Origin of the sequence: Bradyrhizobium lablabi (assembly GCF_018131005.1) — a bacterium.
GTDB lineage: Bacteria > Pseudomonadota > Alphaproteobacteria > Rhizobiales > Xanthobacteraceae > Bradyrhizobium > Bradyrhizobium lablabi_D.
The window spans coordinates 97,648-113,432 of sequence record NZ_JAFCJK010000004.1; the positions used below are offsets into that span (position 1 = coordinate 97,648).

At 62.5% G+C, this 15,785-nt stretch carries 9 protein-coding genes and 3 pseudogenes; 6 read left to right on the forward strand and 6 right to left on the reverse strand.

Annotation, left to right across the window (positions count from 1 at the left end):
- Positions 1–75 precede the first annotated feature (75 nt).
- Complete coding sequence (locus tag JQ553_RS13585) at positions 76–465, reverse strand: nuclear transport factor 2 family protein (protein ID WP_212500480.1); 390 nt, start codon at positions 463–465, stop codon at positions 76–78.
- A 578-nt stretch (positions 466–1,043) separates the two neighbouring features.
- Between JQ553_RS13585 and JQ553_RS13590 the strand changes: the two genes are divergently transcribed.
- The 5 genes and pseudogenes from JQ553_RS13590 to JQ553_RS13605 form a co-directional block, all read left to right on the forward strand.
- Positions 1,044–2,246, forward strand: a complete 1,203-nt coding sequence (locus JQ553_RS13590) for a hypothetical protein (protein WP_212500481.1) — start codon at positions 1,044–1,046, stop codon at positions 2,244–2,246.
- A 459-nt stretch (positions 2,247–2,705) separates the two neighbouring features.
- Positions 2,706–2,897: a hypothetical protein gene (locus JQ553_RS13595; RefSeq protein ID WP_212500482.1), complete on the forward strand. Its 192-nt coding sequence runs from the start codon at positions 2,706–2,708 to the stop codon at positions 2,895–2,897.
- Positions 2,898–3,019: 122 nt separating this feature from the next.
- Positions 3,020–3,502, forward strand: coding sequence for a hypothetical protein (locus tag JQ553_RS13600; protein ID WP_212500483.1), 483 nt, complete (start codon positions 3,020–3,022; stop codon positions 3,500–3,502).
- A gap of 111 nt (positions 3,503–3,613) precedes the next feature.
- A pseudogene (locus JQ553_RS35260) lies at positions 3,614–4,028 on the forward strand (hypothetical protein).
- Between the two features lie 442 nt (positions 4,029–4,470).
- Positions 4,471–4,647 (forward strand): annotated as a pseudogene (locus JQ553_RS13605) (SOS response-associated peptidase); the annotation flags it as partial.
- Positions 4,648–5,118: 471 nt separating this feature from the next.
- Here JQ553_RS13605 and JQ553_RS13610 read toward each other — a convergent pair.
- Positions 5,119–5,385, reverse strand: a pseudogene (locus tag JQ553_RS13610) (hypothetical protein); the annotation flags it as partial.
- Between the two features lie 646 nt (positions 5,386–6,031).
- Positions 6,032–6,916: an ABC transporter substrate-binding protein gene (locus JQ553_RS13615; RefSeq protein WP_212500484.1), complete on the reverse strand. Its 885-nt coding sequence runs from the start codon at positions 6,914–6,916 to the stop codon at positions 6,032–6,034.
- Positions 6,917–7,867: 951 nt separating this feature from the next.
- Between JQ553_RS13615 and JQ553_RS13620 the strand changes: the two genes are divergently transcribed.
- Complete coding sequence (locus JQ553_RS13620) at positions 7,868–8,878, forward strand: ABC transporter substrate-binding protein (protein ID WP_212500485.1); 1,011 nt, start codon at positions 7,868–7,870, stop codon at positions 8,876–8,878.
- 291 nt (positions 8,879–9,169) lie between these two features.
- Here the strand turns inward: JQ553_RS13620 and JQ553_RS13625 are convergent, their stop codons facing one another.
- The 3 genes from JQ553_RS13625 to JQ553_RS13635 form a co-directional block, all read right to left on the reverse strand.
- Positions 9,170–9,655: an AAA family ATPase gene (locus tag JQ553_RS13625; protein WP_212500486.1), complete on the reverse strand. Its 486-nt coding sequence runs from the start codon at positions 9,653–9,655 to the stop codon at positions 9,170–9,172.
- 1,146 nt (positions 9,656–10,801) lie between these two features.
- Positions 10,802–14,305 carry a hypothetical protein gene (locus tag JQ553_RS13630; RefSeq protein ID WP_212500487.1) on the reverse strand — a complete coding sequence of 1,168 codons (3,504 nt, stop codon included), beginning with the start codon at positions 14,303–14,305 and terminating at the stop codon, positions 10,802–10,804.
- An 11-nt stretch (positions 14,306–14,316) separates the two neighbouring features.
- Positions 14,317–15,666, reverse strand: coding sequence for an HlyD family type I secretion periplasmic adaptor subunit (locus JQ553_RS13635; RefSeq protein ID WP_212500488.1), 1,350 nt, complete (start codon positions 15,664–15,666; stop codon positions 14,317–14,319).
- Between the last annotated feature and the right edge of the window lie 119 nt (positions 15,667–15,785).

Consider the following 15,785-nt stretch of genomic DNA (forward strand, 5'->3'; position numbering starts at 1 on the left):
CCATGCCAAACTTGCGACTGGTTCAATCCGGTTGCGAATTTGTGCTCGTATATCGCTCGAGGAGACGACGGCGTCTCAAGACCAGAACCGGTCCTCCCGCTGCTCATCGCCTTGATACTCGCGGAAGCCGGTCGCCTTTCCGTTCTTCATCTGCCAAACGTGGATCTCCGGAAACGACGCGGACAACCCGTTTCGTTCTGCGTTCACGGTAACCAAGGCGACAACGAGATCGTCTTCAGCCAGCACATTGTGCACATCGATACTGAACGCGCCTCCCGAAAGCTCCATCGTGCGTTGAAAGAAGCCCCCGACCTGATCATGACCAGTATAGTCGCCTGATAGGGGACTATGACCGGGAACGTGCCATGTGATGCCGGCGTCGAAAACCGCGAAAACCGAGGGGATGTTTCCTACCGCAAAGTCTTCGTAGGCCTTGCGGACAATCACCGAATTCAAATCGCCCATTGTTGTCTCCCCTAAAAGGGTCAGCACTTCTACGGGACTAATCGTGGTCACGGTGACGTACCAACCCCGAATATAGCAGGCAATCGGTCGCCTCGGAATGTCTCCTCCTAACCCATGGCGTCATTTTCATACGGAGGGAAAGTTCGTCGCTGTCAGCCCATCGCGGACGTTCGCCTTCGCCTGTAACTGCAACCACGGATTTTCTTGCGGCAGATATCCTCGATGAGTGCGGTCGCGCGTTCCGGCGCGCGAACTCGCTCCCGCAAAGGACCCTGAACACGGCTGCCACGAGTGGTCGCCGTCTATGCCCCGGCTCCTTATCCATTGATCTATCTCAATTCGCGCACGTTTCCCGGGTGCAGCCTACTGTGGCTAGGAAACTCGAACGGGGCGCACGTGCTACCCTCGTCCGATGGCCGCATTTCGCAAAAATTCGGCCTCGGATCACAAAACAGAACAGCAATGGCCGCCTAGCGACTTTTTCGCGGTCACCGCTTTTGCCTCCGATTTGGCGGCGGATTTGCTCCGGCTAGATCGCAAAGGAGCCGCAAGACGCTGCGAACAGAAAGATAGCAAACATGAAACTCAGCTTGCTGACTGCGGCTGGTGCCGTGCTATTTCCGATGACTGCGGCCATAGTTCAGGCTCAGCCTTTCGGTTTGCCGAACGTTGGCGGATTGCCAGTTCCGGGCATCTCAAACGCTCAACCTGCGCAAACCCGGCAACGTAGTGCGCCACCACCGTCCGAGGCCCTTAAGGGCACTTGCGGGGGCTTCGGTTCTCTCATCATCAAATGGATCGAGGAGACCGCTGAGGATTACAGCACCGCGAGGTTCGCTAATGGCCTTGAGGCGAGGAAGGCCGTGATGAAGGAAGCCAAGTCAAAATTTGACAAAGGGTGGCCGGAGATTGCGCGCCAGAACCCCAATGGCCGCTGGGCTGCACCGGATGGACGCATCTTGGTATCGCAGGGTCTTCTTATGCCAGCCCGGATGGGTAGTTTAGCAGACTACGTACCTGACGATCAGACATTGCGGGCGTGTTTCCCCACCCTTGCGAAGCTAATAGCTGACACCGACACGCGTGTGGTCACGGAACAGCAGGCGGAAACGGCGCGACAGGCGGCGGAAGCTGAGCGGCAGGCTGCGACAGCCAAGCGCCTCGCGGAAGAAGAGGCGGAGCGGCGTCGGAAAGCGAGAGAGCGCGAGGCCGAATTACGCGCGGCCGCAGAGGAGCAAGCCAAGCGTGAAGCGGAGGAACAGCGGGTCGCTGCGGAAAAACGGCGGGTCGCTGCGGAGGAGCAAGCTAAGCGCGAAGCCGATGCGGCTGCGATCCGTGCAGCGGAACAGAAGGTTGCCGCAGAGCAGCGCGCCAGACGCGAGGCTGAAGTGGCGGCGATCCGGGCGGAAGAAGAACGAACTGCAGCGGCAGAAGCCGCTAAGCGCCGCGCAGCAGAAGAGGCTGACGAGGCTTCGCCGCACGGCCAGGTCCGGCGCGCCTACGCAGCTTATGCGCTTGTTCGCTATTGCTACCAGATCAGGGAGGGCTACGCCGTCAAGTACATCAACGACGTGGAGATGGAACGCGCCGAGGTCATGATCAAGGCCGTCGTGGTCAAGTGGAAGAAGGAAGAGCCGGGGATGGACACTGACCTGATGTGGACACAGGCAATGCAGAGGGCGCAGGACAAGCCGATTGATGCCCAGTCGTGCACGCGCTACTACGCTGTGCTCGGCGAGTTGAGCCCGGTGCCCGCCATCAGCATTCAGAAGCCGTTGTGAAGGAACGGGCTCCAAGCCGGTCGGGGCCATGCATGCCCCATTTAAGCCGAGGGCAGCAGGACGAGGCAACCGCCACGAACGGGGGCAGCGCTAGAGGCCGCCGAGCAGGCCGCGCCAGCGTGCATTTACAGTGAAACTAGGGCCTATCGGGGCCTAGAGCGTTTCGGGCGCGCCTTCCACTTAATCAGCAGGGAAGGAAAATGCCTTTATTTTCCGGCATTTCCGGCTTCTCGATTGCACCCGGACCTACATCGGTAAGCTCGAAGCCGACGGCGTCATCCAGCAACAAGGTGACGGCTTCCCGCTCGACCGGAGCCGTGTCGCCTATCTACTTGCGGCGCGAGCGGCGGCAATCGCCGCGCAATGAGGCGGATGCTGAGCATGCAAAAGCTAGGGCGGCGTTGCTTCGCCTCCGCATCGCCGAGAAGCAGCGCGAGTTGGTGCCCCGAGCGGATTTCGATGCGGTCATCGACGACATTGCCGGGGTTGTTCTCGCATCGGTGCGGCGTGGCGGCGCGGTGCTCCAACGATCTGGCGGTTCGGCGCAAGATCGACGCCGTGGTGTATGAGGTCCGCAAGAAGATGGCGAAAGTCACCCTCGAAATGGCCGACAAGAACGGTTTTCCGCCGGTAAATGCTTCGTCCTCGTAGGGATCGGGTCGGCGACGGGGATTGTATCACCTAGCATTCGCTTGATCTGCATCAAGCGCTTTCGCGGTGCCCTGGGTGAAAGCGTTCGACAGGGTAGGAAGTTCAATCAAGGAGAATAGATCATGTCTGTCGCCTTCTTTGAGACCAAACCTCGTGTCTTCAATCCTCTGGCCACCTCTGGGCTCACCAAAGAGGCCCTCGAAGGCGCGAACGCAGCCCTGAAGGCATTGGTCACGTGGCGAAACGAAATTGCCGACACAAACCAGAAAAATGGCGAGCGTGTCCTCGACCAAATGGCGCTGGCCGCGAAGACACTCGGGTGGCCAGCGCAGATCGTCGATGCCGCCCGCACGCAGCTGAAAAGCGTCAGCGAACTCCAAGTTAAAACGATGGACCAAATGATGGACGCTTGGGAAGAGCAGCTCAAATTGCCGAACCCGATGACCGCGTCACCATCGGCTATGCTGTCAAAACTAACCTCCTTGCCGGGTCTCGCAGCAAGTCCGGTTGCGGCAGGGAACCCGGTCGAAGTGTGGATGAAGCTAGCAGAGCAGTGGCAACGAAACTGGGTCGACATGTTCGACGCGACCGGCAAGCGCCAATAGGTAGCCTGCGGGCAGGCCAGCACCGCGTAGTAGCGCGTTGTGCCCCTCGCGTTGTCCACCGCGATCTGTAGCGGCTTGCCTGTCCTGGACGGCCCGACGCATCCTCTCGCAATGGGCACCAAGTCACGTGAGGCCATTTACGGCGCATCAGTCCGGGCGGCGCAGAGCGGGCAGCCGAAGCGCGCAGGAAAGCCGACCGGCTCGCGTGCGAGCCGTCGACGATGCGCATCCTTGGCTTTCAGGATCCGGCGCAGCTATCGCCCACCCTCGGCGACGCTCTCAACGCGGGTTTTCGGTACCTTGAGGTGAAGTGCCTCGGCGCGACACGGACCAGACTGTTGCTCTTGACGTCGTGCGGCGACCGAAGAACACCGTCGGTTCACGAACCGGAGCGTTACATGCGGTGCAAGGACTGCTCGCAAGTGCGCAGCTATCCGTTCAAGCGCAGCCATCTGGTGGCGCTGCGCGCCACCAGATCACGGCGAGCGATCCGCCGTCAACGTGGTGGCCGGGCGAGCGAGACTAGCCATGCGATTTGCAAGCTACTAGCGCTCGCCGACAAGGTGATCGAATTGAGCGCAGCCCAACGGACGAAGCGACAATGTTCTTCAGCAAACTGGCCCGAGTACTAGCCATCGTAGCCCTTGTGCTTGGCTTACTTCGTGTCCTGGTTGGGTTTGGTGTCGCGACGATCGAACCGAAAGAAGCGTACGAGGCTGCTCGCGCTCGTTACATAGGCAGCAAATCATCCGGGCAGCGATTGATGATGGATTTACACGTTCCTCTTCGCGGTGGCGCTGGGCACTCTGGCCGAGATCAGCTTTTCAATGCGCAAGAGGTCATCAGCGGCGGGTCAGAACCCAGACATAGCCAGCAGGACAACTCGGTGTCTGCTTTGGCTTGCCCGGGGCATTCTGGCTAATATCAACGCTCCGCCTGCCGAACGGCCCGCGTACGCATCGACCACCATGTGCAATCTCTATTCGATCACGACCAACCAAGCCGCGATCATCAACCTGTTTCGCGTGATCAATCGATACGTCGGCAACCTCGCACCGACGCCCGACGTCTTCCCGGACTACTCCGCGCCGGTGATCCGCAACACCGACGCCGGCACCGAGATGACCCTGATGCGAGACGGCCTCCGGCTTTTTCTGCCGTCCGCTTGGCATCGGCACCAGTCGCCGGTTGCGGCTCATGTGACCTGATCGCCGTCCCGCCACGCACAACCATGTCGGTCGTCGTGTGCGCGGTCGCCGCATCTCCTCGACACGGAGTGAGCCATGGAGAAGAAGTACACCGGCGGAAGGATCGGCTTCCCGTGCGACCTGAAATGAGAATGCTCACTCCAGTGGCTGGACCGGCGGCGCGGTGGAAGGAGTGGTAGCGGGTCCTGCGGGCGCCGCCGCTTGAGGGGCTGCCTGAACCGGCGGCGCGGTGGAAGCAATGGCAGCGGGCCGTGCGGGCGCCGCCGCTTGAGGGGCTGCCTGATCTTGGGGCGCAGGTGGAGTGGAGCCGGGTTGACCCTCGCCGGTGGGAACACGTGGCTCACGACGTGCGACGCTACGGGGCTGGCGCGGCGCACTTGATTGGTTCGGGCTCCATGAATGCCGCGAGCGATAATAAGGCGTGCCGAACACGCCCTTGACCGCGCCCACGGCGCCACCGACCCCAGCGCCGACCGCGCCCCCGACGATGCCGCCGATAGGGCCCGCAACCCGGCTGCCTTCATAGGCTCCTTGCTGCGCGCCGCGCACGATGCCTTGGGCGTGACTGGCGCGCGGCGGCAAGAGCAATGCAAGCAGGATGACAGCTGTCACGAAGATGAACGCGAGCGCCAGGAAGGGCGGCCGCATCGCGCTCTGAGCCCGGGCTTTCTGCATTTTGATCCCTTGAATTTGTCACCAGGGACTCGGGAATTTGAACCGGCGATGCGGCCAAATGGTTGCGCCTCTGTGGCCAATTCGAGAAGGGATTGGGAACGACCAAGCCTCGTCGAGCCCGCACCCGTCGAGGTCAAACCTCACCCTTCCAATAACCCAGGCTGGCAGGAGGCTTAGGGGGCCCCACCTGTGGACCCTAGCTACTAGGTCTCGCGGCCCCTGAAAATGGACCAGCCAAGCTCCCCCAAGGTGGAACTTAGCGCCCGGAGCGCCTGAACCAGGCGGAGGTGGCTTGGCCTAGTATCGTTTTAGCTTCCAGCGTGCAGGCCGCAGCCTGTACGTCCGAGAGGAATCCGGCGGCGAGCGTCGGCGGTGAGGATCAGTGCAGCACCCGCGGCACTACGGTAACAGTCGTCGTCAGCACTTCGACATCATCGCCGCAACCCGGCGCCAGCAACAATACAATCAGCGGCACCAACCCGGAGCGGCGAATTGCGGCGGCATCACGGCGTGCCGGGGCCAACTCAGGCACGCAGCAACCGTCGGCTTCGGTGCGTCCTACTCAATGTCCGCTATGCCCCGATGGCGACCGGATTTCGCAGCGCAGAGAAATGTCGCGAAGGGCCAACACCAGAAGTGGGCCGGTCTATTCAATCACCTCGTCAGCACGGGCAACGAGCGACTCAGGGATCACGAGGCCGAGTGCCTTCGCGGTCTTGAGATTGACCACGAGCTCGAACGACGTCGCTGCCTGCACCGGCAGGTCGCCCGGTCTCTCACCCTTCAAGATGCGGTTCACGTATCCAGCAGCGCGTTGATAGGACTCGTGTGGCTCCGGCCCGTAGGAGACGAGGCCTCCGCTCACCACGTGATAGCGAAATGGATAAACCGCCGGCAAGCGGTGGCGGGCCGCAAGTGCAATGATCACATCGCGATTGACCGCGGTGTAAGCGCTTGCCGTTATGACCAACCCGCCATCCGGCTTCGCCGCGAAGGCGGTTATTCCCCGCTCAATTTCGCCAGCGTCGCGTACTCCGATCGGGACCGACTCCATGCCCAGCCCCGGTGCCGCCAACTGGACTGCTGCGAACTGCGCTGGCCCCTCGTTCGTCGCCAAGTCGCGCAAGATGGCCACCCGCTTCACGTGAGGCGCAATCTGCTTCAGCAGTTCGAGCCACTTGCCGCCCATTTTGTATTCAAACTGGGTAAACCCGGTGGCATTGCCGTCAGGTTTAGCGAGACTCGCAACATAGCCGGAACCGACGGGATCGACGGTCTGCACGAATACGATCGGGAGCGAGCGCGTGGCATCCATCAGCGCTGGCATTGTTGAACCTGAACCTGCAAGGACGACGTCCGGCGCAAGGCCAATTAGTTCGGCAGCGCAGCCGCGATAGCGCTCGGCTTTGCCGGCGCCCCAGCACGTGTCGACACGCAGGTTGCGGCCTTCGGCCCAACCCTGCTTTTCCAGCGCCTGCAGAAACACCTTGAGCCGAACCTGCCCCTCGGGGTCGTCGGGCGCGAGATTCATCAGCACCCCGACCCGCCGCACCCGCTCGGGCTCCTGCGCGCCTACCGCCAGGGGCCATACCGCCGCACCGCCGACTACCGTGATGAATTCGCGCCGCCTCATGTTCGCTTCCCGGACGAAGGGTTGGATCGTAGCGTGTCGAGCCTGTCGCCGGAAGAGGTCAACTCATGCCCGTTCCGGGTTGCGTTACTCAGGAGCGGCCGCGCGAGGTTAGCAAGTCACTCCACGAGCGCACCTGCTGGCGGCACGTCGGGTGGGAGTTCTGATGCAAACACCATTCGCAGTACGGCGCATACCCGGTCCACACGCTTCGCGGACTTGAATGATAATCGCGTCCGGCCGTTGGAGGGGTACCAGGGGCATGGCCTGCGCCGATGACACCAACGCCAGTGCGAAGGCAAGAGCAAATAACCTGATCATTGTTACTCTCCTGTTGAAGTCGCTCAAAGCAAGGTTGCTGCCCTTTGGGGCGCATCGGCCCACGCCTGGGCCGAAGGTCTTTGATCTAGGTCAACGCGAGTAGCCTGCCGAGTTGGGTCGTCGCGTACGCGGTGCGGTGACTGCATGAATGATTGGATCACTTGCGACCGGGTTGAGCCGGCAGCAAGTCCGGGCATGGTCCGCTATGCCCCCGAAAGGGAGCTGCCCGACCGCACTTATTGAGGACATCCGGTCCAGGAAAATCCGTGGTTGCAGTTACAGGGGAAGCGACACGTCTGCTGAGGACGCCTTCAAATCGAGATTGCAGTGCGTCCTACTGAATGTCCGCTATGCACCGATGACGGCCAGATTTCGCAGCGCAGGAAAGTCGCGATAGGCCATGAACGGACATGGTCGATAATGTGCGGCCGCACTAACTTCTCTTTTCCTTAGGGATGCCCAACTGATAAGTAGATTGCAAACCCAGCGAACACGAGACGAAATGTCCTCGCCAGATCGGGGAATGGTCACATGAAACGACGCTTCGTCATCACCCTGATCGGTTGCGGGATCGTGTCCGCACTGTGGCCGCGACGGGCGCGATCGACCGAAAAAGTCTTTCGCATCGCATTTGTCGTTCCGACCGGCCAATTCGTCGACGCCAAGGAGGGTGATGCCTGGAAAGGCCCTGTGGTCGCCTTCCTCCAAGGCATGCGGGAGCTTGGCTACGTGGACGGCAAGAACATGAAGTTCGATTTTTATTCGGCCGATGGGAAACTCGGACGAATCGATGAAATCGCGGCACGGGTCCTTGAGACTTCACCCGACGTTATCCTGGCGGGAGGAGGCGGCGCCAACGAGGTCGCGCACGCCTTCCAGCGCTCAACGCGAACCGTGCCGGTCGTCATGGCCAACAGCTCGGACCCCGCCACGCAGGGGCTCGTCGCCAGTCTCGCCCGACCGGGTGGCAACATCACAGGCTTTTCAGGCAACACAGGACCAGAATTTGAGGCGAGTAGATTGCAGTTGTTGACCGAGGTCGCACCGAATGCGAGCCGAGCGGCCTATCTGGGGCTGAAACTCGATTGGGAAAGCCCGGCCGCGATCGGCGTGCGCAACGCCGCGCAGAGGCTTGGGATTACGTTGCTTCATGCCGAGCACACGCCGACGAACTACGATGATGCGTTTGGGTTGATAGCCCGGGAGCGATTGCAGGGGTTGTTCGTTGCCCGCAATCCGTGGAATTTCTCAAACCGACGCGCCATCACCGGATTTGCAGCAGGTCAACGGATGGCGGCGGTATACCCGACGCGAGAGTTTGCCGAGGTTACCGGCCTGATCTCCTATGGGCCAAGTCTTTTCGACCTCTACCGCCGTGCAGCAGGTCACGTCGACAAAATTCTCAAAGGGGCGAGGCCGGCGGAGCTGCCTGTCGAACAGCCGACTAAGTTCGAGCTGGTGGTCCACCTCAAGACGGCTAGAACCCTTGAGCTGACCATTCCGCCTTCGTTGATTGCGGTCGCCGACGATGTAATCGATTGAGCGGGAGATGGCTGTGACCCGATGTCTGTTCCGGGATCATTTCGCGACCGGGTTGAGCTGGCGGTAAGTCCGGCATGGTCTGCTATGCCACTGAAAGCGCAAGTGAGCTAGCCGCCACCGGCTGCTCCACCACACGACCTCTGCCGCTTTGTGAACAAAGCGGAGATGCGCTTCGTTGTGCCACACCATCAGATTTGTGAGCACGCGCCTCTGGCGAAGCGTAACCCAACAATTCCGAATTACGGTGAGAGTAACTCGTCGCGACCGGCCGCGCTAACAAGTGCACTGTCACTACAATATTCGGAGGATCTCATCGACGGTTGCGTTGATCGGCCTAGTTGTGTCGATCTCGTAGTCCGCAGACTTCCTTAACACAGGCTCGATGGTTGAGATCAGTTGGCAAACCTTCTGCCGCTCCTCCGCGATTTGTCCGTAGCCGCTGGATCGCATCGCGAGCCGCTCCATGATTGTTGCGACCGGAGCAGAGAGAAGAATTATGGCGTCGATCAAGAAAAAAAGTTGGCGCATGTTTTCGGCACAGCCGCTAATGAACAGCATCCCGTCTCCTGGCTTGGACAGGAGCGCGCGGACACGATCTTCTCGCCAGGCCCAGTCCCTTCCTTGAGCTGGCGTCAACATGTCTGCGGGATCTGTGTCGACCCATTGAGACCATTCGGGTGTGTCGAGGTCGTAAGCGTGATGACCTCGCGCAACCAACTCTTCGATCACGGACGATTTCCCCGTTCCAGACATGCCCGTAATCAAGACGCGCTTCATACATGTTCCTCGCCCTGAAGGAATCGGCAGCTACCCGACGGCCGCTTCCCGGACCCACACCTACCTCGATCAAAAATGCTCGCGACGCCTCCGCATGCCAGAGCACGCCAAACGCTGCTTCTTTGTCAAGCGACTCCGCCAAATCTTCGACAAAGTGACGGCAGACCTCTCTCTATCGCTCCTGGCCCTCTCGGACCTCGCGGCATGTCTCCTTTTGCGCTGCTACTGGGGGGTTTTGCGCTGCTACTGGGGGGCAAGCGGACATCAATCGCTCCGGCAGCGGCTGTCGAAACCTTTGAGCGCCAAGTTAGAGCGATCTATGTGAACGGCTTCACGCACGGCTACTTTTTTGGGGTCTAACCTTAATCGTCCGATGCGAGGAATTTTGTGTTAGTTAAGGAGTTCGATTATGGAAACTTCCAAGCTAAGCACACTCGCTTTTGCGGCTTTCGCAGGTTTGATAGCCGCATACCTGGCATTTGAAGGGACGGGTCGAGAAGCGCTTCTTGCAATTGCAGTATTGGTGCAGTGACGCGGCGCCGACCCAAAAGCGGCATGAGGTTTGGGTCGATGCAGCGTCCGGCGAGCCCTTCCGATGGGCGTCGCCCTCGGGGAACAAACTGCACCCACATCGCGGCGCAAGTTGTGGTTTATCTTTCCCCACCCCTCATCCAGTAATTGTCAGCCCCCCAACACTCCCAGTCGTCGGCGCGGGAGGTCACGGCAGCCCCGGCGTAGTCTTTGCCGATTTGCGCCGGGGCTCGCCTGGAGGTGCGCTGGACCCCCTCCGCCAGCGGAGTGGCCGCCCTGGCGCGCCGCTTCGAGCTGGATCTTCTCGACGGCGCGGTCTGGTTCAAACGGACGAGGCAATCTGTACATCACCGCTTCCGACGGGACAGGGACGGTGTCGCGAATGTCCCTGGCCGTAGTTACAGGGAGGCAACACGTCTTGCCTTGCTGTGAACTTACAGACCTACCGCGAGGCTCGCCGGAAAGACTGGCGACGCTTCAACTGACGGCGGATGACCACTTGGCCGGCTGCATCAACGCCGTGCGCTCGATTTGTGCGCGAAACGTAATCTGAACCTCAAGACTTAATCGCCGACGGTGGAGTCGTTGCTTCTTTGAGAAGTGCGAGCCAATTGACTATCCGTGGTGGCCTCGATCCGTCTCCACCGGCGCCTCCATGGGCGGCGGGGCGTGGGCCGCGCCGCTATCGTCGTGCATCGGCTGCAAATCGTGGCTCGCGTCGCCCGGTCCATGCACGGCACCGGTCTCCACGAAAAGCTGGTCGGGTGCAATGGAATGCTGATGGTCCTCAGGCGGCGCAGCGTTGCCTGCCATTTGCGTGTAGTCGGACGCGCCCTGATCATGGCCGCCGCCATGGAGCGCTTGTCCCGCATCGCCTTCATGGGGCTGCGCCAATGCAAGATATTCGCTCGCCGGCGACGGCGCCTCGCCGTGATGTCCGCCGGCCGCATCGCCGATGGTGACATCGTGCCCGTGCTCGAATGACGACGTGCCGCCGGCCTCGGCTCGCGCCCCATCCTGGTGATCAGTCGCCTGCGACTGTGCGACCAGGTCCTGATAGGGCTGCGTGCCATCCGAGAACCCGCCGTGCCCCTGGCCGGTGTGCAGACCCATGTCGCCATGGATCCCCTGTCCATCATGGTCCTGGCCGATGTGGAGTCCCATGTCGCCGTGATGATCACCACCGCCATGGTCCTGACCGATGTGCAGCCCCATGTCGCCGTGGTGACCATGATCACCCTGATCCTGGCCGAGATGCAGTCCCATGTCACCGTGGTGATCACCGTCGCCATGGTCCTGACCGATGTGGAGCCCCATGTCGCCGTGATGATCACCACCGCCATGGTCCTGACCGATGTGGAGTCCCATGTCGCCGTGGTGACCATGATCACCCTGATCCTGGCCGAGATGCAGTCCCATGTCGCCATGATGATCGTGGCCGGCCTGGTGCTCGCCGGAATCCAACCCGATACGGCCATGGCTCTCACCGTCGCCGCCGTCCTTGCCAACGTGCAGTCCCGTGGCGCCGTGATCGACATCGTGCGCCGCGCTGCCTTGGTGTCCGCCGTTGTGGTCAGTCGCCGGTGCAGCGGCAATCTGTTTGGCGCCGCCTGCGTCGACAACAGATGCGTCGGAGTGAAGCGCGGTGTCGGAAGTCGTCGCGGAGTCGGTTGGATGCTGATCGCCGCCTGCTGTCGAGGCGGCCGTCGTATCCGTGGGCGTTGTGCCAGCCGATGCCGATGCGTCATGGGCCGTCGCATCCGCCGTCGTGGTTGCATCGGCAACATTCGTGGTCGATCCGCCATCATGCGTCGCGGTCGCCGTGTCCGAGTTCGCATGCGCGTCCGTGTCGCTCAAGGCCGGCGCTGTCGCACTCACTGCCGCGGCGGCCGCCGGATCGCTGCTTGCCGCAGCCGTGTCGGTCGTCGCCGCATCGGCCGAACCGGCCGCCGGGTTTGCGGAGGCGGTGGTCGTTGCCGTGGCGGCCGTCGGATCGAGATCTTGGAAGGAGAACGAGATGTCGCTCTGGTTGAAGCCGGTGTTCTGGACCTGAATAGTGAACTGGATCGTATCTCCTGCGTGCAGTTCGGGCTGGTAGGCCTGGCCCGCGTTGGTGAACGTGCCTGTCGCGGGATCGAAGGTCACGGTGCCGTTGAAGCCGTCGAGCCAGCCGGTCGAGATGCTCGCATTCGGATTGTCGAGACCGATCTGCAGGCTCCATCCGTCGACGATGCCGCCATGCAACATGTCGTCGGTGAGCGTGAGCTGGAACGTCGCGTTGTAGCCGCCGCCCCAGTTCGGATTGTACCAGTCGTTGACGCTGACGAGCGTGATCTGCCCGTCCGCGTTCACCGGCCCGCTTGCAGCGGGCGGCGTAACTTCGCTTCCGGTGCCGCCTTGCGTCGCGCCTGTGCCCGCAGCGCCGCCGTCTGTTGACGTACCGCCGCCTGCCACAGTGCTCCCGGAGCCAGCATCGCTGCTGCCTGTCGACGGGCTCCCGCCTTGTGCCGTGGTGCCCGAACTGGACGTGCCGTCACCTGTCGACGTGCCGCCGTCATGCGCTGTCGTGTCGAGGCCTGTGTCCGTGGTGCCGGTCGAGGTGCCGGAGCCTTGCGCGGTCGTGCCTGAACCATCCGTTATTGGATCGCCCGTCGATGACGTGCCGTCACCGATCGATGTGCCGCCGTCATGTCCTGTGGTGCCGGAGCCTGCGTCGCTGCCGCCGGTCGAGGTGCCGGAGCCCTGCGCGGTCGTGCCTGAACCATCCGTCGTTGGATCACCCGTCGACGATGACGCGCCGTCACCGCTGGAGCCGGTGTCATGGCCGACCTGATTGCCCTGGTTGATGCCTTGGTTGCCCACGCCATTGTCGGTGCCGGTGCCAGCCTGCTGACCAGTCTGGCCGTCACCGCTGGAGCCGGTGTCATGGCCGACCTGATTGCCCTGGTTGATGCCTTGGTTGCCTACGCCGTTGTCCGTGCCAGTGCCGATCTGGTCGTCTCCGCCGGAACTGGCGCCATGACCTGCACCCTGATTGCCTTGGCCGCCATGATTGCCTTGGTTGCCCTGATTTCCCTGGTTGCCTTGACTACCCTGGCCATCACCACCGCCGCCGGCGGTCTGACCGCCTTGCCCATCACCGCCCGACGTGGTGCCCTGTCCCGGATCGGTCATGCCCGTGCTGCCGCCCTGGTTGCCTTGACTACCCTGGCCATCACCACCGCCGCCGGCGGTCTGACCGCCTTGCCCATCACCGCCGGACGTGGTGCCTTGTCCCGGATCGGTCGTGCCGGTGCTGCCGCCCTGATCGCCTTGACTACCCTGGCCATCACCACCGCCGCCGGCGGTCTGACCGCCTTGTCCATCACCGCCCGACGTGGTGCCCTGTCCCGGATCGGTCGTGCCGGTGCTGCCACCTTGGCCAGTCTGTCCGTCATCGCCTCCACCGTGAGGAGTGCGGCCGTCATCGCCGAAGTTGGGAGCGCCGCCGCTGCCGCCAGTCTGGCTGCCCTGCGTGCCGTCGCCGGAGATTCCGCCGTGATCACCGCCGGTGTGGTCGCGCGTGGTCGTTGTCGGGCTTCGCGTCCCTCCAGTGACGTCGAGGAAGCTGGTCGCGCCCTTGTTCGATCCGTCGTCGGCACTACTGCCGCCACCGCCACCGCCGCCAGCATGCACCGGCGCAGGAGTGGATCCGGAATCATGGAGCGGCGCGGAGCGAGCGCCCGTCGTAGCGGGTGTTATCAAGCCGCCCGAGCCGATGTGAACCGTCGCGGCCGCCTGTGCGTGCGATGCCTGACCGCTGCTGGGATCGGCAGTGCTGACGACTTCGGCAGACGGACCAGCCGGCCTGGTATCTCCAGAGACCGCGCCGCTCGTCTGATGTCCTGAGTGCGGCGGCTCCGGCGAGAGTGGTCCCAACGGATCGACGTTTGATGGCGCACCGCCACGCTCGCCGCCCACCACGGGCACCAGATTGCCGTCGGCATCGAGCAGCCAGCCGAACGGCTGCTCCTCGCGCGCCGGGTCGGGCTGACCAATAGGCCTGTCGATCGCCTTCTTGAGGTCCTGCGGCGAGGACGGGATCGTGGTGTTTCCTGAGCCCTTCGCGGACTTGGCCATGAGTGACCTCCTCAGCGTTCGCGCATCGCCGTATCCATTGTCGTGTAGATAGGCTTCAGCAGATATTGAAAGATCGTCTTCTGCCCCGTGAGGATCGTTGCTTCACCGGTCATGCCTGGCGTTACCACATGCGCGACGTCGGCACCTACGTGAGGCCGGTCGAGCTCGATCTCGACCTGGAAGTAGGGCGCCTGGCCCGGTCCGCCGACGGTGCTTGATGGCGCAATACGCACGACCTTGCCCGGGATCGATCCAAAGCGGCTGTAGTCGAACGCATCCGATTTCACGATCGCCGCTTGGCCGAGCCGCACGAAGCCGATGTCGCGCGGCGACACGCGCGCCTGGATCAGCACGCCGCCCGCAGGCACGATCTCGCAGACGGTGCCGCCCGGCGGAATCACGGTGCCGATCGGCGTCTCCGAGATCTTCTGCACGACGCCGTCGACCGGCGCCCGTACCTCGATGTCCGCGGACCGGCTCTGATAGGCGGCCTGAGTTGCCTTGAGCTCGTCGAGTTGCACCATCAGCTCGGAGCGCTGGTTGCGCGCGTCGGCGGCGGACTTCGCGAGCACGGCTTGGCGCTGCGCCTCGAGCCCCTTGATCTTCGCGCTGTGCTGATCGAGCGAGGCGACGAGCTGGGTGTGGACTCGCTCGGATTCCGCCGCCTGCTCCTGTGCCTGCGCCAGCCGATTGGCGGGAATGACGCCCATGTCGACGCCCTGGCGCATGCGCTGCAGCAGTTCCTGCGTGGCATCCTGGCTGGTCTTGGCCGAGGGTATCTCGCGATTGGCCGCATCGAGTGCCGACTTTTCCGCCTCGATCTGCTTGTCCTTTTCCTCGAGGTTGTGCGTGAGCTCGCGCTGCTGCTGCTCGCCGAGCGACACGGCTTCCTTCACCATTCCAGGATACTTCGCCTGGTATTGGTCGAACACGGCGGGGCGGTTGAGGGCGAACGCATCCAACCGCTCGATCTGGACGGCCAGATAGGCCATTCGCACCTCGGAACGCGCAAGGTCGCGCAGGAGGTCCTCGGCGCGGAATTTTGCGATCAGCTGCCCCTTCGTCACCCGCTGGTCGTTTTGCACCGACACCGCTTCAAGCGCGCCACCTTCGGGCGCCTGGATCACCTGCATGCGTCCGAGCGGCACGAACTCGCCGCGCGCACGCGCGACCTCCTCGACGGGGATGATGATGGACAGCCCCACGAGAACCGCCACCAGCCCCACGACGCCGATCAGCAGCATGCGAACGCCGCGCGTGACCTTGGAATACTCGACATCACCTCCGATCTGCTCGGCCGGGCGCTGCTCCTGGGCCATCGACAGGACCGTGTCTTTGTCTTTGCCAGCTTGCGCGTCCAAGCAATCCTCCCGTCCGGTCGTCTATGAAGTTTGCGTCAGTCGTTGTGGAAACACGCATCCGGACGGGGCCGCATACGGCGCAGCGTCCGGATTGATCATCACGGTGTGAGCGCTGTCAT